This window comes from Paenibacillus alvei DSM 29 (assembly GCF_000293805.1).
Lineage (GTDB): Bacteria > Bacillota > Bacilli > Paenibacillales > Paenibacillaceae > Paenibacillus_B > Paenibacillus_B alvei.
Window position 1 is genome coordinate 366,530 of sequence record NZ_AMBZ01000006.1, and the last position, 18,683, is coordinate 385,212.

Annotated in this window: 24 protein-coding genes; 3 read left to right on the forward strand and 21 right to left on the reverse strand. The window is 44.5% G+C overall.

Annotated features, from left to right (window positions below):
• Window positions 1–75: 75 nt before the first annotated feature.
• The 18 genes from PAV_RS20990 to PAV_RS21070 all read right to left on the reverse strand — a co-directional run bounded on the left by PAV_RS20990 (window position 76) and on the right by PAV_RS21070 (window position 13,669).
• Complete coding sequence (locus PAV_RS20990) at window positions 76–765, reverse strand: HAD family hydrolase (RefSeq protein ID WP_005549637.1); 690 nt, start codon at window positions 763–765, stop codon at window positions 76–78.
• A gap of 73 nt (window positions 766–838) precedes the next feature.
• The gene (locus tag PAV_RS20995) at window positions 839–1,366 is read right to left on the reverse strand and encodes a hypothetical protein (RefSeq protein ID WP_005549639.1); all 528 of its coding nucleotides are present in this window, start codon (window positions 1,364–1,366) and stop codon (window positions 839–841) included.
• A 93-nt stretch (window positions 1,367–1,459) separates the two neighbouring features.
• Complete coding sequence (locus tag PAV_RS21000) at window positions 1,460–1,756, reverse strand: DUF5316 family protein (protein WP_005549641.1); 297 nt, start codon at window positions 1,754–1,756, stop codon at window positions 1,460–1,462.
• Between the two features lie 195 nt (window positions 1,757–1,951).
• Window positions 1,952–3,646 carry a M3 family oligoendopeptidase gene (locus PAV_RS21005; protein WP_005549642.1) on the reverse strand — a complete coding sequence of 565 codons (1,695 nt, stop codon included), beginning with the start codon at window positions 3,644–3,646 and terminating at the stop codon, window positions 1,952–1,954.
• 111 nt (window positions 3,647–3,757) lie between these two features.
• The gene (locus PAV_RS21010; protein WP_005549644.1) at window positions 3,758–4,273 is read right to left on the reverse strand and encodes a hypothetical protein; all 516 of its coding nucleotides are present in this window, start codon (window positions 4,271–4,273) and stop codon (window positions 3,758–3,760) included.
• A 13-nt stretch (window positions 4,274–4,286) separates the two neighbouring features.
• Window positions 4,287–4,715 carry a hypothetical protein gene (locus PAV_RS21015; protein WP_157267064.1) on the reverse strand — a complete coding sequence of 143 codons (429 nt, stop codon included), beginning with the start codon at window positions 4,713–4,715 and terminating at the stop codon, window positions 4,287–4,289.
• 568 nt (window positions 4,716–5,283) lie between these two features.
• Window positions 5,284–5,448, reverse strand: coding sequence for a hypothetical protein (locus PAV_RS34825; RefSeq protein WP_005549647.1), 165 nt, complete (start codon window positions 5,446–5,448; stop codon window positions 5,284–5,286).
• A 397-nt stretch (window positions 5,449–5,845) separates the two neighbouring features.
• Entirely contained in the window at window positions 5,846–6,289 is a 444-nt protein-coding gene (locus PAV_RS21020) for a GNAT family N-acetyltransferase (protein ID WP_005549649.1), read from the reverse strand.
• A gap of 188 nt (window positions 6,290–6,477) precedes the next feature.
• Window positions 6,478–7,224, reverse strand: coding sequence for a type I methionyl aminopeptidase (gene map / locus PAV_RS21025; protein WP_005549651.1), 747 nt, complete (start codon window positions 7,222–7,224; stop codon window positions 6,478–6,480).
• A gap of 167 nt (window positions 7,225–7,391) precedes the next feature.
• A complete protein-coding gene (locus PAV_RS21030) occupies window positions 7,392–7,613 on the reverse strand; it encodes a hypothetical protein (protein WP_040736372.1) in 222 nt (73 codons plus the stop codon).
• A gap of 62 nt (window positions 7,614–7,675) precedes the next feature.
• Window positions 7,676–8,227, reverse strand: a complete 552-nt coding sequence (locus PAV_RS21035; protein WP_005549655.1) for a DUF4269 domain-containing protein — start codon at window positions 8,225–8,227, stop codon at window positions 7,676–7,678.
• Window positions 8,228–8,366: 139 nt separating this feature from the next.
• Window positions 8,367–9,083, reverse strand: a complete 717-nt coding sequence (locus PAV_RS21040) for a pentapeptide repeat-containing protein (protein WP_005549657.1) — start codon at window positions 9,081–9,083, stop codon at window positions 8,367–8,369.
• Between the two features lie 17 nt (window positions 9,084–9,100).
• Entirely contained in the window at window positions 9,101–9,427 is a 327-nt protein-coding gene (locus PAV_RS21045; RefSeq protein WP_005549659.1) for a PadR family transcriptional regulator, read from the reverse strand.
• Window positions 9,428–9,653: 226 nt separating this feature from the next.
• Complete coding sequence (locus tag PAV_RS21050) at window positions 9,654–11,369, reverse strand: ABC transporter ATP-binding protein (RefSeq protein WP_005549661.1); 1,716 nt, start codon at window positions 11,367–11,369, stop codon at window positions 9,654–9,656.
• Window positions 11,370–11,497: 128 nt separating this feature from the next.
• The gene (locus tag PAV_RS21055) at window positions 11,498–12,319 is read right to left on the reverse strand and encodes a nucleotidyltransferase domain-containing protein (protein ID WP_005549662.1); all 822 of its coding nucleotides are present in this window, start codon (window positions 12,317–12,319) and stop codon (window positions 11,498–11,500) included.
• 33 nt (window positions 12,320–12,352) lie between these two features.
• Window positions 12,353–12,547 (reverse strand): hypothetical protein, encoded by a 195-nt coding sequence (locus tag PAV_RS21060; RefSeq protein ID WP_005549664.1) that lies wholly within the window; start codon window positions 12,545–12,547, stop codon window positions 12,353–12,355.
• Window positions 12,548–12,667: 120 nt separating this feature from the next.
• Window positions 12,668–13,093: a metallothiol transferase FosB gene (fosB, locus tag PAV_RS21065; protein WP_005549667.1), complete on the reverse strand. Its 426-nt coding sequence runs from the start codon at window positions 13,091–13,093 to the stop codon at window positions 12,668–12,670.
• Between the two features lie 27 nt (window positions 13,094–13,120).
• Entirely contained in the window at window positions 13,121–13,669 is a 549-nt protein-coding gene (locus tag PAV_RS21070) for a GNAT family N-acetyltransferase (protein ID WP_005549669.1), read from the reverse strand.
• A 235-nt stretch (window positions 13,670–13,904) separates the two neighbouring features.
• Here PAV_RS21070 and aac(2')-IIb point away from each other — a divergent pair, with 235 nt between their 5' ends.
• The gene (aac(2')-IIb, locus tag PAV_RS21075) at window positions 13,905–14,630 is read left to right on the forward strand and encodes a kasugamycin N-acetyltransferase AAC(2')-IIb (protein WP_005549670.1); all 726 of its coding nucleotides are present in this window, start codon (window positions 13,905–13,907) and stop codon (window positions 14,628–14,630) included.
• 88 nt (window positions 14,631–14,718) lie between these two features.
• Here the strand turns inward: aac(2')-IIb and PAV_RS21080 are convergent, their stop codons facing one another.
• Complete coding sequence (locus PAV_RS21080) at window positions 14,719–15,657, reverse strand: DMT family transporter (RefSeq protein WP_005549671.1); 939 nt, start codon at window positions 15,655–15,657, stop codon at window positions 14,719–14,721.
• Window positions 15,658–15,793: 136 nt separating this feature from the next.
• Here PAV_RS21080 and PAV_RS21085 point away from each other — a divergent pair, with 136 nt between their 5' ends.
• Window positions 15,794–17,155, forward strand: coding sequence for an aminotransferase-like domain-containing protein (locus tag PAV_RS21085; RefSeq protein WP_040736470.1), 1,362 nt, complete (start codon window positions 15,794–15,796; stop codon window positions 17,153–17,155).
• 105 nt (window positions 17,156–17,260) lie between these two features.
• Here the strand turns inward: PAV_RS21085 and PAV_RS21090 are convergent, their stop codons facing one another.
• Window positions 17,261–17,680, reverse strand: a complete 420-nt coding sequence (locus tag PAV_RS21090; RefSeq protein WP_005549673.1) for a VOC family protein — start codon at window positions 17,678–17,680, stop codon at window positions 17,261–17,263.
• Window positions 17,681–17,808: 128 nt separating this feature from the next.
• Here PAV_RS21090 and PAV_RS34830 point away from each other — a divergent pair, with 128 nt between their 5' ends.
• Window positions 17,809–17,991 (forward strand): acyl-CoA thioester hydrolase/BAAT C-terminal domain-containing protein, encoded by a 183-nt coding sequence (locus PAV_RS34830; protein ID WP_157267067.1) that lies wholly within the window; start codon window positions 17,809–17,811, stop codon window positions 17,989–17,991.
• Between the two features lie 106 nt (window positions 17,992–18,097).
• Here the strand turns inward: PAV_RS34830 and PAV_RS21095 are convergent, their stop codons facing one another.
• The gene (locus PAV_RS21095) at window positions 18,098–18,643 is read right to left on the reverse strand and encodes an NUDIX hydrolase (protein ID WP_005549674.1); all 546 of its coding nucleotides are present in this window, start codon (window positions 18,641–18,643) and stop codon (window positions 18,098–18,100) included.
• Between the last annotated feature and the right edge of the window lie 40 nt (window positions 18,644–18,683).

Genomic DNA, 18,683 nt, shown 5'->3' on the forward strand with positions numbered 1-18,683 from the left:
ATCGAATGATTAGAACTACAGTTGCAATGAACGTGTTCTCCCATACAAATTACATTGTGATATTCTCCTGCCAATCTATGAATGATTGTGCGCTTCTGCTTGCGATAATGCTGCAATAGTGTTGATTACCGCATGTAAGTCCTTCTCTGCCATTGAGCTTAATCGCCCATCACTGCCTGCGAACTCCATATGGGAAGTCACCTGGTTAGGCACTACTACACAGTTTACTCCCGCTGCCTTGGCAGCCGTCATCCCATGGAATGAATCCTCGAAAGCAACCGCTTCAAACCCGTTGATCCCTAGCTCACGGATCGTTTTCTCATATAAATCAGGAGCTGGCTTAATCCGCTCAACGTCGTCAGATGTATTCACGACTTCAAAGTATGAACGAATGTTGAACCTGTTCAAATAGGATTCAACCCAGTTCCGATTAGAGCTTGAAGCAAGAGCAATCCGAAGACCGCTTCGCTTTGCCTCTTCCAAGTAATCGATCACACCGGGACGCAATTGAGTATGATCCATAATGTCGGCGAACACCACATCAGCCTCTTGCTTGAATGCCTCACGGTCTACCTGACGATCCGCATGCTCCACTATATAATCCAGCGGATCAAATTCCTCAAAAGAAGCTCCTACACATTGTCCCCACACATCTATTTTCAAATCGACCCCATACGCCTTACTAACCTTGCTGTAAGACTCATACCAAGCCGTTTCCGTATCGACGATTAATCCATCAAAATCAAATATGACTGCTTTTATCAATTTGCGCTCGCTCCTTTTCCTTCTATAGGTGTATATGGATAGGCGGTTGACCATAGCGTTGCGGCTTTCATTTTTAGTTATCCAGTCGACGTTCTTCTTTAGCCATTCGAGACTGCTTTTTCATTCTCTTACGCTCTTCCTTTTTGAACTCTTCAACCACTTCAACTTCAAGCTCAAACAGTACATTCTCCAGCTTCTTCGGCTTAGCAAGCAAGTTAAAGGCTATGGCTCGCACTGTATGGATAGGGCCCGACGGAATTGCCCACCAGCCAAATAGGAGAGTATAAAGACTGAACGCCATATTCAGCAGCGGCGTCAAATGGTACCCTTTTACATAATAGCCTGTCTTCATTCGATAGCTGAATATGCCGAAAGATAAACATACCTCATACTGCACAAACTCAGAGTCACGATCGATCAGGCACTGCTCGTAGTTGGCACCTTTCTGACGAAGCTGATCGCGATTCAGGTACAGCCATATCGCAAATTCATTGCTTCGCTTCTGATCCTTGCGGAAAGCGATGTACAACAGAAGCAGCACACAGAGAACAATAGATTGAAATACGATGTTGCGATAGTCCTGCCGGATAATACTGGACACTAAAAAATGACAAAAAGCGCTGCTACAAGTAACAAAACCAAGTGCATGATTGATTCTCCTGTTGACTATTCAAGTTATGGAGTCGTTTACAAACTATCGACTGCTAGCTAATAAAATAAGGGATAGCACAATAAATGGGACAGACATCATGAGAAATAGCGTTCCCCACCGTTCACGGTTATGCCGCTCCTCCTTACTGCTCGTGCGATGGATATATCGCGCCTGATTCGGGTCGGCAAAAACTCCATACAATAAAGCGCTAATCCCCAATAGAATCGCAGCTATGGCTCCCAACCATTTGCCAGCCACAGTAAGGCTCATTGCACAAACAAAAATCAGTGTTAGGATAAGGCTGCCGCCACAGGCCATTCCAAACCACTTAAGCTTCATGCTATGCCCCTTTGCGCCCTTTCCTGCACAAAGAATTATCATGCGATAACTTGTTAGCTATATTATACACGACTAGCGTCCATTACGACCCCTATAATTACCAGATTGTTTTTCATGCTACGCCCAACTGCCATTTATGCAAAGACCACAAGCGCATGTACGCTTGTGGTCTCCGTTCGTATTTCTATTTTCGATTTACAATACAGCGTCATCGACGCCGTTCAACCAATTTTCGATATCGCCGATGACCGAAGCGATGCAGCCATTTTCGAACGGTGAAATCAGCCCTGCTACTTGAACCAAGCCTGTGAAGGATTGGCTGCCGCCTGCACGGCACAGCTTCAGATAATCAGCCCAAGCGGACTTCCAATCTTCATTCATGCGCTTCCAGAATTGGAATGCGCACAATTGAGCCAAGGTGTAATCGATATAGTAGAATGGCGATTGATAGATATGTCCCTGCTTCTGCCAGAATCCACCTTGCTCCAAGTATTCATTGCCTTCATAGTTCCTGTGAGGCAAGTACTTCTTCTCAATTTCACGCCAAGCCGCCTTGCGTTCTGCCGGAGTGGCTTCTGGATTGCTGTATACGAAGTGCTGGAATTCATCTACGGATACACCATATGGAATGAACAGTAACGCACCCGACAGATGAGCGAACTTATACTTCTCCGTGTCTTCCTGGAAGAACAGCTCCATCCATGGCCATGTGAAGAATTCCATGCTCATGGAATGAATTTCGGCCGCTTCATACGTAGGCCAGTTGTATTCAGGCACTTCGAAGTGACGGCTTTCGTACACCTGGAACGCATGACCCGCTTCATGTGTCAATACGTCAATATCGCCTGATGTACCATTGAAGTTGGAGAAGATAAACGGCGCGCCGAACTCACTTAAGTATGTACAATAACCGCCGCTTTGCTTGCCCTTCTTGCTGACAAGATCCATCAATTCATTTTCGCGCATGAACGTAAAGAATTCATTAATCTCTGGTGACAACTCAGCATACATTTTGGCGCCATTCTCGACGATCCAATCTGGATCTCCCTTCGGTGTCGCATTCCCTGTCTTGAAGTCGAATGATCCATCATAGTAGTACATTTGCTCAACATCGATCCGCTTGCGTTGACGTTCCTTCAGCTTCGTAGCGACAGGCACGATATGTTCGAGCACTTGCGCTCTGAAATTCGCTACCATTTCCGCATTGTAATCTGTACGGCACATCCGGTCATAGCCAAGCTGAACAAAATTCTCGTAGCCCAGCTTCTTTGCAATTTTCGTACGTACTTTCACCAAATCATCATAAATGCGATCGAACTTTGCTTCATTCTCCGCCATGAATCCGAATCTCGCTTCAGACGCACGCTTGCGCATGTCGCGATCCGTGGACAGCTCAAACGGTGTCAGTTGAGCAAGTGTACGCTCTTCCCCTTCAAATGGGACTTTCGCAGAAGCAATCAATTGGGAATATTCGGTTGACAACTTGTTCTCCAATTGCAAGTCCTCAATGATTTCAGGGCTGAACGTCTTGAGCATTTTTTCAGCCAATTGGAACAGTTGAATGCCCCATTTTTGCTCAAGCTCTGCTCTAAACTTCGAATTCACAAGTGCCCGGTAGTAATCTGTTATGTATTCTTGGATTACAGGTCCTACTTCATCCATGTACTCCTGCTCAGCTTTGTAGAATTCATCATTCGTGTTGATCGAATGGCGAATAGATACCAATTGGGTTTGTGTATCGAATTCACTGCGAAGCTTGTTAATGTCTGACATGATGCGTTCCTGCTGTTCGAAGCTTTCTGCAGCTTCAAAGGAACTAATCAATTGTTTAAATCGTTGTTCGATTTGTTTCGCATCAGGTCGGACATATGTGTATTCACTGAACTTCATCTCATATGCACCCTCTCTATTTAGATCATCCATAAATTATTATAACGGAATTGTTGTAAAAAATAACTATTCAAAATAGAGAGAGTGCACGATTTCAGCAAATTATGATCATTAGGTCACAAGCTCTACGAATTCTTCTACGTTATTATTAATATATAGATGGATGAGCTCAAGTGTTCTAGGAGCTTGCTTCTTATATGCATCGTATAAATGAGAGACCTTGCTGTACAGTTCCGTATTATGCTCCAAATCAGATACGATAGCTTTCCGCCAAGACCGATCAATCTGGCGATTGTAGGATTCGATAAGCGCTTCAACTTGTTCGTAAATGTGTAGCATTGCCTCGTCCTTGAATTGCTTCATGCCTGTCTTTAAGGAAGGCCATGCCTGCAAATCGCCTACGAAGTAAGAGGCAAACCAATAAAATTCCTCAACTGACTCGGTATGCTTGTGGAATACAAAAAACATAAACAACGCCTTTTGACCTTCGGTCAACTTCGCGTATACCTGTGACTTTTCAATCGGATCCTTGCCCTTGATTCGCTCAATGATCGGCTCAATCATTTTCCACCCAAGCGATTCTTGTGCAATTGTATGGTATACGTCTGTCGGCATTTTCACGATCACGAGTATCAACCTCCTAGTTGTACTTGCTCGATAACGGATTTCCGTCATGATCACGCGCTATGAACAGTCCTCCGTCCTGTATTGCGAATTCCATTTGACCTGCAGATACTTCAATCTCCTCCATCACCTGTCCCTGACCGTTGCGCAGCTCCAATGTCATGGAATACGTGAAGGTCTTCCCTCCATCTGCCTCGGACTCTTGCTCGAATTGGAACGAAGTAACCACAATATTGCATTGCTGCTTCCTCGCCGCACCAAGGGTAACGACCAGTGATCTTTCCCGGAACAGATAATAGTAGGACTCTTGCGTTAGATATGGCTTTATCTTTTCGTATCGTGCAAGCACCTCTTCCTGTGCTCCTGTAATCTGGGTATAATCAGGAACATCGTATTGGGCTTGTTTGAATGCTTTTGCCAGTTCCTTATATGGGGTCATTTCCATTGATGAACATCCCTGTGTAAACATCAAGATGCAGCATAGCAGTCCTGTCATCCTTATGATCCTCATCCTGACATTCATACCTCCATCACACAAAATGAGGAATACGACTGTACCTGCATAATTATTGAGTAGTTCGCTCTTGATGTTTTAAAATTTTGAGAATCATCATGGTCATCAGTTCATGTAAGCGTTTTATTTTTGGATAAGAGTTCGGCCGTGTTGCGAGTACATCCACATGACCATTCGATGCGAAGTTGAGCGACGAAGTCACACATTCACGGGAGGATCACATAAGACAACTGGTTGATTTTTCTTTTTATTGCACTTCCTGCTCTTGCACACTCTCTAATTTCTCTTTATTCGGGAGACGTATATGATTAGCGCGATGATGTATCTGAGGTGATAGTGAATATTTTGCCTAATAATTTAAGTGAAAATATTAACAAAAGCACAATTGATATATGGAATGAGCAAATGATCCCATAGGGTGATTATCTTGCGCTCCCTCGGGAATTACCTCCCGCATAAACAAAAACATTGTATAAGACCAAGACTAATGCTAGTAATCCTAGATTCCATTCCCCGATATTCTTCCGGTCGAAGCATAGTGCACGGTCATCATTTCTATTAGCTGGAGTTCAAGCAGCGTCATGACCAGCAAGCATACAACGACTCCAAGCACGACCCTCTGCAGCTTCGAGAGGATACTTTTGCATTTCAAAAAGTCAAACATCCGGAAACCACCAGAGAATTCTCATATATGACATATTGTACCATTTCTAACTTATCCAGATCAACCGATCAATGTGCGGAATCCGTGAACGATTGATGGCAAAAAGAAAAGAAGGAACGGTAATCGTCCTCCTTTCTTGAACCAGCAAGCACGAATGAACAAAATCGTCCTTCCATACTATGCATCAATATTCACCGTAATGCCTTCATCACATTTCTGATGAGCACTTGGAATTCTTCCGCATTCAGACAACCCAAGCAGATAAGCAATGGTATCAAGGATGGATCTGCTTCACCGAGCGTATCCAGAACATGAATTTCTATACCATTGTTTGGCTCGATACGATTTATTGCACACTTTCCCTCTAACAGCTAATTTTCATAGCCTTAAACTTACGTCACTTATTTAATGGCTTAATGAAGCCATATGTCGCATCCTTCGTAAATCCAAGCTTCTCATAAAATTGATGCGCATCCGTTCTCCACGCACTTGATAAAAGTACGACACTGCGACAATCGCTTTCTATAGCTATTTTCTCTATCGCTTCTACGAGTATTTGTCCAATGCCTTTTCGATGATGGCTTTTACTGACGATCATATTTTCCAGCACCATGAACGGACGACATTGACCTGTTAAGTCATAGCAGCGAATCCCCATTACGGAACCGACCAGCTTGCCGGAATTATCTACTGCACCTAAGAATGTATAGTCTGGATTCGATTGCAGCGCCGTAAATCGTTCTTTCAGCCTTTCAACGTTCGTCTCACTTTGATCGAGCTCCGTATATAACTCCGCCAACTCATCAAGTTGAGTTTGTGCAACGGTTTGTATATGTATCATCTCGTTCTTCTCCTCTTTCCCTATAGGCATATATATCCATTCTATATTCACTCTGGCAAATCTTTCAACCTATTCATTTACCAGGATATAAAAATAAAGCACCCTCAAATGGAATGATCTCCACCAGAGGGCGCTTGCACATGTACACATACGTAACGCGTGTAACAACTGCTCGCAGTTGCTCCCGCTTATAAGGTTGTCAAAATAACTGGGCCATCCTTTGTAATGGCGATCGTGTGCTCATATTGCGCGGACAATCCGCCATCAGCCGTACGTGCAGTCCAGCCATCACTGTCGAGCTTCACATGGTAGCGTCCCGTATTCAGCATCGGTTCAATCGTAATAACCATGCCTTCCTTCAAGCGAATGCCGCGATTTGGAGAGCCATAGTGCGGAACTTGCGGCTCTTCGTGCATATCCTTGCCAATGCCATGACCGATAAAGTCTCTAACAACGGAGAATCCGTTCGATTCCGCATAGGATTGAATCGCATGTCCGACATCTCCAAGACGGTTGCCTGGTACAGCCTGCTCGATTCCAAGATACAAGCATTTCTCTGTAACCGTGAGTAATTTGTCTGCCTGCTCCGATACTTGACCAACACGATAGCTCCATGCCGAGTCAGATAATGCTCCATTCAAATTGACGACCATATCAATCGTTACGATGTCGCCGTCCTTCAAAGGCTCTTTGTTCGGAAAGCCGTGACAAATGACATCATTCACAGATGCACATGTCGCAAACGGAAACCCATGATAGCCCTTCTGTTCCGGTGTTGCACCATGCTTATGCAAATAGCGCTCCACGAATTGATCAATTTCATGCGTGGTCACGCCTGGCTTAATCATACCAGCGAGCTCTTGATGTACCTGCGCAAGCAGTCTTCCTGATTCACGCATCGCATCGATTTCTTGTTGACTTTTCAAAATAATCATATTTCTACACCTCAATAGCTGCGTAATGACGTAATATATCTTATTGTACACCAAAACACTTTGCTATCCGGCCATTTATCACAAAAAAAATCCACATGGCATCAATTCCTATGTTTTAACACCACAAGACATCTTCATATTAAAGAAGAGCTGCCTGGTCAACTCTCCTATTCATCGGCTTGTATACTTTCAATTGCGGTGAAAAAAACATCCATCAAATCCATTTGAAAATAGTGATGCACATAGTCGGTAATCTCATGCAGCTCTTGCTCGGACTTGAATTCAAGTACTGGCCGTCCCTCGCATTTCAGCACTGTGCAGTTGTACTTTTCCTTCACCTGCTCGATGATATAATCCTGATTTACTGGTGCAACTGTTATCCCACTCATCGCTGTATTTTCGCCCCCCATATCCTTTTGCCAAATGTTACATATGTATTCTTTCTAGCAAGTCAACTCTCCTTAAGTCTATGATTTTCATCACAATCAATAAGCAGCAGTTGTTCATAGGGATCTCCTTCGAGCTGAAGAAGCTTCGCGAAGGCGGGTTCCGTTTTCATTCCGTTCCGCTTTAATTCAATAATCTGCTGGCGAAACGAATCGCCATATTTGCGCAGCAAGCATTCCTCGATAACCATATGTCGGAATCCATTTTGCTCGATTACAGGAATCGGTTGTCCGAAAATTTCGACAGGCCATTTGCCGCAGCAGAAATTCACCTTCACTCTTTCTACTTCGTTAACCGTTCGTCGTACGTATTCGAACGCTTCAAAGTGTTCAAAATGAACGCGCACAAGCTCCTCAAATGCTGCGAAGTCATACACCTCACAGGCAATATCCAGATCACTTCCTGGTATGTGAATAGAGAGGGGAAGCGTACCAATAAGAACGGGCGTGTACAGCTCTAGAACCGCCATAATCCGAAGCTCTTGGAGCAAATGATACACTTCAACCTGATCTGCATTGCCATGCTGTAAATAATCAATTGCAAGCCAATGATTCATGGATGTTACCTTGTCCCCTTCCCTGTTCGACAATCGGATCTAATGAAAAACTTACCCGGTGCCTAATGGCTACAGGTAAGTTCATATTACGTATCTCGTTACACAGCGTGCAATACATGCAATACGCGCAATATGCTTCTTAGCGTACCGTTACATTGCTCAAATCAGCCTTATTGCTCTTCAGAAGCGCATAAGTCAGCTTATCCATCGTGGCCCCGTCGAAAATCGTCTTCTTTACATCTGTTTTAAACGAAACATTGTTGAATACCGCATTACGGAATGTTGTCTTTCGCAAGCCAGCATAATCAAACACAACCCCATTGAATGTCAAGTTGTCAAAGCTGACGCCAGAGAAATCAGAGGACTTGAAAACGGTATTCTCGAAAATACAATCTGTGAAAATCGCCTTTCTCACGCTTGACTTCACAATTTGCGCACCTGATAAATTTGCTCCTGTAAAGTTAACCTGATCCAAGCTGCTGCACTTGAAAGAACTGTTTGTTAAATCCGAATAACTAAAGTCCGAGCCCTGCAAATTGCTGTAATTGAACTGTCCATCATGTACAGAAGTAGAGGTGAAATCGGAATTTTGCAAATTGCTTTTCGAAAAGTCCATCCCAACCTTCTGCTGCAGCTTGACCGTTTGCGAATTAATGCTCTCAATGAGTTCAGAAATCTCACCTATTGATTCTATCGTGAGAAGATAGGCTGCCTCGTCGTCATAGCCCTCCTTCTTCAAATCGCTCAGCTTCTCCTGTAAATCATACAACAGCTCTTCCTTCAGTTCCTGGATCTGCTTCAAATCTTCATAGGGTGAAAAGACACTATCCAGGTATCGTCTTAATCGCTCATCCATTGCATATTCCACCTTTCTTATATCAAAATATCTAGTATTTTCTTCGCATATTCCCAATTCTGCTTATTGTCTGCATACGTGACGCGTCCTTTGTCTGTAATGCGGTAATACTTCCGTCTACCGCCATGCGTCTCGTCCCCCCAATAGGAAGTAATGTTTCCTTCCTGCTCCAGCCGCTTCAGACTGGAATACATCGTGGCTTCCTTCAGCTCGTATAGTCCGTTTGATCCAGTGTGCACCAGCTTGCAAATTTCATAACCGTACTTATCTCCGCTCATCAGCAGCTTCAAAATAATTGTATCCGTATGTCCGCGCAGCAAATCGGAAGAAAGCTTCGCATTCATGCAAGGATCACCTCCTCAATAACAATATAGATCAAAGTACTATGACAGTCAAGGTACTATTATTATCATTGCAAAACATCCGCCCCCACCTACAAGAAGGCCAATGTGCTTCATTCGAACAAAAAAGCCTGACTCGAACGCAAACATGCGTGAATCAGGCTCCAAAATCTAATTTATTTTACCGTACGAGTTGGCCAAGCAAGCTGCTCAGCACATCATGCAGATGCTATTCTCTGAATTGCGCCTTGTGCAATCGGCTGTACAAGCCACCTACGGCTAGCAGTTCGTCATGACCGCCCTGCTCTACAATTCCCTTGTCCGTGACGACGACAATGCGGTCGGCATTTTTAATCGTTGCCAGCCGATGCGCAATAACGAGTGTCGTCCGACCTTCCGACAGTTCTGCCAAAGATTGCTGGATAGCTGCTTCCGTTTCTGTATCAAGCGCTGAAGTCGCCTCGTCCAAAATTAAAATCGGCGGGTTTTTCAAGAACATTCTTGCAATAGCGAGACGCTGCTTCTGACCGCCCGACAGCTTCACGCCGCGTTCACCTATTACAGTCTCCATCCCTTCTGGCTGTTCACGAATAAACTCGTCCAATCGAGCGCGCCGAGACGCTGCCCAAATATCCTGATCTGATGCGCCGAGACGCCCATAGGAAATATTTTCGCGAATGGTGCCCGAAAACAAGAACACATCCTGCTGCACGATACCAATCTGCTTGCGCAGCGATTGCAGCTTCATATCGCGAATATCAATGCCATCCACGGTAATGCTGCCTTCCAGAACATCATAGAACCTTGGCAGCAAGCTGCAAAGCGTTGTCTTGCCTGAGCCGGATGGTCCGACGAAGGCTACCGTTTCTCCAGCGTTGATGGCAACATTGATGTCCCGCAGAACGGGACGCTCCTGTTCATAGCCGAATGTTACATCATGGAATCGGATATTGCCGAGCAGCATGCCCACATCAACTGCATCCGGCTTATCCTTCACGTCTGGCTCGGTGTCGATAATTTCTACATACCGCTTGAAGCCAGCGATTCCCTTTGGATAGCTTTCGATTACGGTATTAATTTTCTGAATGGGTCCGAGGAATACATTCGTCAGCAAAATAAATGCAAGAAATTCGCCATACGATAGTTCCTTCTGAATAACGAACCACGTACCGCATAACAGTACAAACACGGTGACAATGCGCATCAAAATATAGCTGATTGACGTATTCCACGCCATGATGCGATAGGACATCAGCTTCGTATTGCGGAAGCGGCCATTGTTCTCAGCGAACAATTCCTTCTCATGCGCCTCATTCGCAAATGCTTGAACAACGCGAACACCGCCAATGCTGTCTTCAACGCGCGCATTGAAATCCGCAAGGTCAGTCATCAAACGGCGGAATGTCCCCATCATCTTCTTATTGAAGTAAACGGTAATCGAGCACAATATCGGCACGACGATAAATGTCAATACAGCCAGCTTCCAATTCAAGCCGAGCATGAGACCGAATGCGCCGAGCAGCGTCATAATTGCGATGAATAAATCCTCTGGCCCATGGTGAGCTACCTCGCCGATCTCTAGCAGATCATTTGACATGCGGGACATCAATTGTCCTGTCTTATTATTGTCGAAGAAGCGGAAAGACAGCTTCTGCAGGTGCTCGAACATTTTCTTGCGCATATCCGTTTCAATGTTAATGCCGAGCATATGCCCCCAATACGTGACGACAAAGTGCAGCACCATATTAATTCCATAAATAACGAGCAAGCCTACGCAAGCCCATACAATCCATGTCCAATTTCCCGTTGGCAGCAGCTTGTCCACGACTTGATTGACCGCCAGCGGGAAGCCGAGCTCAAGCAATGCAACGAATACCGCACAGGTGAAGTCCAAAAAGAACAGTCCCATATACGGACGATAATAGGAGAAAAACCTTCGCAGCAAACGATTCCCTCATTTCTCTATGTCAGTATAATCATAAGCAATCTATGTCATTATATAGTATTGATAATGATTATCATAGATAAAATAAAAAAGATTCGATCTTCCTCCTCGAGAGATCAAATCTATACTCATTTTTGCAAGGATAACGAAGCAACGAATTGATTGCATTCTTTGGTTATGTAATCCATATAAGCCAAAGCATCGCGCTTCCTCTTCCACTTCGACGCATACAACGATTCCCTGACACCCTTTCGTTGATTGATCGACTCTTGCAAAATGGGATGCCAGCATTCAGGAACATGCAGCAATGCGTATTCGCCTGCCCCTGCTTTACTTGTGATGGCTCGTTCACGGAAGGTATACCATTGCCTTGTTACCCCGAGCACCCCCCAAGCTATCTGCGCTCGGTTCAGCAGCATCAAGCCCTTAATAGAGTAAAAAGGCTTAGAGCTTCGTATCCAACGAGCCCAATAACGATTCAAGTTTTCATGCATTTCATTCAAGAAAGCGTCCATATCGAAGGCAATATCCAACTCAGAGACTGGCGGCCCAAGAATTGCAATTCCATGCTGCTTCAGTTCGTACCATGTGACAAGATTCAACTCGAAGTAGCCAGACTGCTTCATTTTGCCGTCGCAATAGTAAGGAAAAGGCGCAACATCCTTCGGCAGCTTCCCTATATCGTCCCATGTGATATAAATACCGTTCATATTGGGACGAGCTGAGAACCGGTTTACTTGTGCATGAATATCGTTAAGCTTGCTTATCTCTTCTTCATGGAGTCGAGCGCGTGTAATCGCAATAAAATCAATATCGCTCAATGCTAACGAATAATCGCCTAACGCAATAGATCCATAAATATAAAGCCCTTCCAGCCAATCCTGCTTGTACGCATGAATCAATTGGACATATTGTTCCAATATATCTGCAATTTCAGATCGCAGCTTCATGACAGATTCATTCCTCCCCCTTTATGAATTGCACTACTGGATAAAGGGATAGAGACAAATCGTGAGAAGAAGAAGTGTCAACAGAAGAGCCATCACGAATGCTAGGTAACGATAGCCACTCAAATGAGCCGTCTTCTTATCGAAATGTTCTCCTTTGCGACAAATACCGTAATACATTCCAAGCAGCAATTCAGCCAACATGAGTAGAAAGGTCTTCATTGTTCTCATCGAACCATCACTCCCTATCTCTTCTTTTCATCGGTTTGCATAGCCCACAGCCTTCATGCATTAGATCCTAGCAAATTATCGCAATGAGATCCATTATTTACCAAATTAGCAAGTAATAGGTCATTCATCAAAAAAAGTCATATGCGGCATCGTCTCCTTATAATAATTCAGACGATCATTCAATTGTCCGGTATGGAATTCGAAGCGATGTCCATCCGGGTCCGCAAAATATATAGACTGCTTATCCCGCTCGTCTCGTTCTCTGCCAGGCAGCAATCTGGCGCCATATTGTACTAGTCTTGCCCTCATTTCATCAAATTCTCGCTCATTGATTGTGAATGCAATATGGGTATAGGTAGGTTGTATGTCATAGCGAGGGACATCTCGCTCTTCATTTAACGCAATCCATAAGCCATTTAATCCAAAATAGGCAAGCTTGCGTCCTTTGACTAACAGCTTCGCCCCGAATATATGTTCATAAAATGCAATGGAGCGATCCAAATTAGATACAGAGAAGCATAGATGATTTAATCCTTGCACCTTCATTTATATACACTCCCGCAAAAGAAAAGCTCACTCATTTTGACCTTCATACTCTTCCTTCAAGATACTCATTACAATGACATCCCAATACTTGCCGTCCTTGTACATTTTCTGACGCAGTCTGCCTTCCTCCTTGAAGCCGCAGTTTACATAACAGCGATGGGCTCGTTCATTGAATTCGTATACCTCAAGCTCAAGGCGGTTCATATTTAATGACTCGAACACAAAGCCCTTCATTAGTTGAATCGCTTCCTTGCCATAGCCGACTCCAAGCAAATCTTTACGTCCAATTACGACGCCGAGCACTGCTGATCGGTTCTTCCAGTCGATATGATGCAAATCAATTTGACCGATATAGGCAAGCGTTTGTTTATCAGCTATAACAAAGCCCCTCGACTTGGACGCCCCGTCAATCATCATATCCAAGAAGGCTTCTGTATCTTGTTCTGTATGCGGGTACAAAAAGATATCACTTAATGAATTTGTAATGTCCGAATCATTCGCCCATTTCCGAATCCAATCATAATCTTCTCTTCGATATTCTCGTAATGTGATGCGATCTCCATGCAAATAAGCCAATGGAATCACGTCCTCTCTAATGTCGTATCGCACTTATCTGCCAATTTCTGATATCATATCAAGGAAGAACAGGTACATCAAGGTATATTTCAGTACAGGATATCCCTGCCTTAGATACGGATTGCTTCTTTTGCTTCTTCATCCTCTTGATGACATCACGCTATAATGACAAGATCGATATCTCATTGGATGTGGTAAAGGAGGAATACGAAACCATATATTCGGAGGTTAAGTTATGGAAATAACAAATAAGAGTTCAGGAGAGCCGCAACAGTATAAGCTTATGAACATACACGCGGGAGTCATGTTTACGCATGATGATCTTATGCGGCTTCGAACGATTAACGAACCATGGCCTGGTGAAAGTACGGCTCCGCGCTTTTTCCTAGGGCGAACGATTGATGGAGCGGCGATATGGAGATTCCGCTACGACGTTTCCGGCGTATTGGTTGAAAAGCTGGAACAATTATGTGCGGATGAGCCTGTCATTACCGATATTCATACACGACCCAAGCATTGTGAGGCTTATATGGATCTCCTTCAGTCCGACCATTATACGATGGGGCCTTGTTATTATGTTCCCCCTATATCGATGCCTGTTTTACAGACGACTAGCATCACGAAGGATAATATAACAGATTGGGATTATAGCGGATTTAAATGGCTGCTCTCGGAAATCGAGTATGCTCAACCTTGTATCGGGATTGCAGTCGATAACAAACTGGTCTCGATTTGCCGCAGTGTCCGTATTTGTCTCCAAGCTCATGAGGCAGGTCTTGAGACACTAGAAGCATTTCGTGGCAAGGGATATGCATCAGAAGCAGTTGTCGGCTGGGCGCAGGCTGTTCGGAAGATGAATGCGGCCCCATTGTACAGTACGTTCTGTGACAATCTCTCCTCACAGCGGGTCGCAGCAAAATGCAAACTGTCTATGTATGGAGTCAATTTCACGATCAAATAAACCTAACCGTCATCATTGTAACATGCAAAAAAGCACCCGGTTCGGTGCTTTTTTTGCTTTACTCCCATCGATCGTTATAGTGTCTATCTTATGCCTGCTTCTTAATTGTGCCGGCACGTTCACGCTGACGAAGCGGAATGTTCACACCAAGTACGCCTACGATAATAAGCCCAGCTCCAATTAGATGATATAGCTGCAAACTTTCGTGCAAAATGATAACGCCAGCCCCCATCGTCACCAACGTCCCTAATTGTGTAAAAACACTCACCTTTACAGCTTCTAGCTTCGACAGCGCATAGTTCGTCAAGTATGCGGTCATCAAGGAGGACAGTACGCCCAAGTAGAGAATAGAGAGCAAGAACATCGAATCGGTCAACGGCTGCAACACGTTCCATGTCGTTCCTGCGGCAATATGCTGGAAGATCGCCATCGAATTAAAGAGCACGAATCCAAAGGAAGTCATGATGAAGGTTACATCCATAACTCCGTATATGCGCGTTCTCTTACGTGCGGCAACATTGTATCCCGCTAAGGAGAGCACAGACAAGAAGACGAGCAAGATGCCTGATAAGCTTGTATTTCCAACGTTAACACCTTTCATCGCAAAGATATAAACAAGTCCCGAGACCGACAGAAGCAGTGCAATTTTCTGCTGCCATGTGGAATGTTCCTTCAGCCAATACGATGCGAATATCATGGTGAATATCGGCACAGCCGCCTGAATAATCCCAGCCTCCGAAGCGGATACGGTGACGAGCCCGAACGTTTGAAAGGCAAAAAACAATCCTGGGTAGAGAACTGCCAGCGGGACAATTGTGGCAACTTCCTTCCAACATAGGTTCAGCTTTACTTTTCCCAAAAGAACCAAGATCATGATGGCCGCAAAGGATGCCGTAAATCGATAGGCAAGCATGTCTAGCGAGTTTACGCTTTGCAGTGCGATTTTTACAAACACAAAGGAAAATCCAATAATCAGTGTATTTAGTATGGCGGCGATATACGCTTTTCTCACAGCAGAATGATTCATGATCAATCCCTCTTTTCCTTGCTTGCAAGCAATTGATTATTGAGAACCTACAATCATGTTAATCGCTGCAGCGTTATGCTACAATCAAGGAAAATATCATCTGTACCGGTACAGAATTGAGGTGAACGGATCATTCATGTATAAATATGAGCAGGTGATTCAGGAACTGGAGCACAATCTGGAGAAGCTCACCTTCAAGGATGGGGATAAGCTCCCTTCCATTCGCGAGCTCGCCATTCAATATGGGGTCAATAAGAGTACCATCATTCGGGCACTGCATGATTTGGAGGAGAGACATCTCATCTATTCGGTAGCGAAGAGCGGCTATTATGTGGTTCGGGGACGAAATCAAACAGATGACACGAAACAAGGGCTCATTGATTTTGTATCCGCCGCGCCTGACCCAGGCGTGTTCCCATACTTGGACTTTCAGCACTGTATCAATAAAGCGATCGACACCTACAAAAATGATCTATTCATCTATGGGACATCGCAGGGACTGCCCTCTCTGCTTGCGTTGATGCAGCGTCATCTAGCCAATTATCAGGTATTTACACAGTTGTCGAACATCTTTATTGTATCAGGGGTGCAGCAGGCCCTCTCCATACTCTGTACCATGCCTTTCCCGAACCAAAAAAGGATGATTCTTATTGAACAGCCTTGTTATCATCTGTTGGTCGAACATCTGCAAACGCATCAGCTTCCTGTAATGGGCATTCGCCGAACGGAACAAGGCATCGATATGGACGAGCTGGAACGAATTTTCTGTACGGAAAGCATCAAGTTTTTTTATACGATCCCAAGATTCCATAATCCGCTGGGCTCTTCCTACCGAACCGAAGAAAAGAAGCGAATCTCTGCCCTCGCACGCAAATACGACGTATATATCGTCGAGGATGATTATCTGGCCGATCTGGAGCATAATTCGAAGTCCGACCCTTTATTTGCATACGATGAATCTAAGCATGTCATTTACTTGAAGAGCTACTCGAAAATTATTTTCCCAGGGCTTCGCATCGGGGTGGCTGTTATTCCGGATACACTGATCCAGACGTTTAATCGCTATAAACGAACCCAGGATATTGACAGCTCCATGCTGTCGCAGGGCGCGCTCGAAATCTACTTGAAGAGCGGCATGTTCGAGCATCATCGCGAGAAAATACGAACCTCGTATGCCAAAAGGTCACAGCTCCTGCAGACCGTACTGCGTGATTTATCCCGGCAGCAGCATGAACATTTCACATTCCCAAGCGCTTCATCCCGTCTAACGGTGCATACCCATCTGGAACTGCATGACAGACTGCCTGTGCAGCGGCTTATTTCGGATGCAAAAAAGAAATCGATTCATCTCGAATCGATCGAAAAGCATTACTTAGCTTCATTCCCGGCAAGCAATTTGTTGAAAATCAATGTGACGAATGTGCCTGAAGATCGCATCGAGCATGGACTTCGTCAGCTCCTAGAGATCGTGAACAATATTCAGTTTAACAAAGGATAGCCTAAGCAAAAGAACCCATACAAATCGAAAAAGGAGCAGCTCTCCTGGAAGACGATGATTGACATTCAAGAGTCCGCTCCTCTTCCTTTCTCATGCAATTGCAAATTATGTATTCGCCAGATTCAACTGCCACGATACACCGAACTTGTCCTGTACCCAAGCAAACTTAGCGCTCCAAGACGAGGCCTCAAGCGGCATCAACACTTGTCCTTCCTCAGACAACTCCCGAAATACTCGATCAATTTCTTCTTCCGAATCGCATGTCACGAACAAGGAAAAAGCCGGCGTAAACTCATGGCGATGCTGCTTGTCCAGGCTATCAATGCACATGAACACCTGCCCTTTCAATGAGAACATGGCGTGCAGCACCTTATCCTTATCAGCTTCGTCCAAATTAGGCATTGCATCTCCATGTCGTACAATGCTTATCACCTCAGAAGGTTGAAATATGGAAGTATAGTGCTTGATTGCCTCATCTGCATTCCCGAAAAACATCAGAAACGGATTGATATTCGATGCGTTCATGCAAGCTCATCTCCTTTAGCCATTTATCTCCTCGCCACTCTACTAATATTTACGACTGCTGTCATACACATACCAAGCATCAGGTATAAATATGGCTTAAAATAAACACAGGGAAAGCATGACCTCATATGCCGCCTTTCTTTCCTACAACGGCCCGACAAAGCAAGAATATTGCTTATGGGGGCAATACCGTTGCAGATGCGAGTGCATCCGAGATGTTTTGGAGAGAGCTGCTTACCTTTCTTAGCGATTTTGATCATGGAAACTTGACTGCGTGGAAATCAAGTTCGTTACATCGATGCTGGAGATAAAAAATATAGCCAACGACACCCTTACCGCAGTGCCTTTGGCTTTATTTATCTCGTATCACTCCAACGTTTAGCAGTTGGATAATAACGACCTCTTTTCACTTCATGTTTATGAGGAATGGATCATAACTGCATATTTCTCCAAATACACCTCTCGCTGTACCTCATCCCATTCCAATGCAGGATCAATCTGAATTGCAATCATGTTCAGCAGCTTCCCTTTTTCAAATATGCAGTGATAGTCGTAGCAATGCATATCGCTTTTCATACCCTGAAGAACTTGAGGCATATTAGAGGCGACTCCTTGATTATGAACATCCATAATCCAGTCTACTCGTTTCCAATCCAAAATTCCTTCATCTGTTTTCATCGGCGTATCATAGGTAAAGCTCTCTTCCACGCTTGCTGCGTACAAATACATACCACCAAACCTCGTCCTGTCCACCATCCAACTGACGATACCCTTGAATGTCAAATCCTTGGGCGTAATCCCCGTTTCCTCCGCTAATTCGCGCTCCATTGATTCACGAGGAGATTCACCCGTTTCCAGCTTGCCGCCGATGCCGTTCCAGCACCCCATCCAGCTCGGCTTCTCTCGATTAAGCAGCAGAACCTCGTTTCCGCGTTGAATATAACAGATATTGTAGATTAGCATATTGTTTCTCCTGATGTTCTGTAATAGTTGTAATGATAGC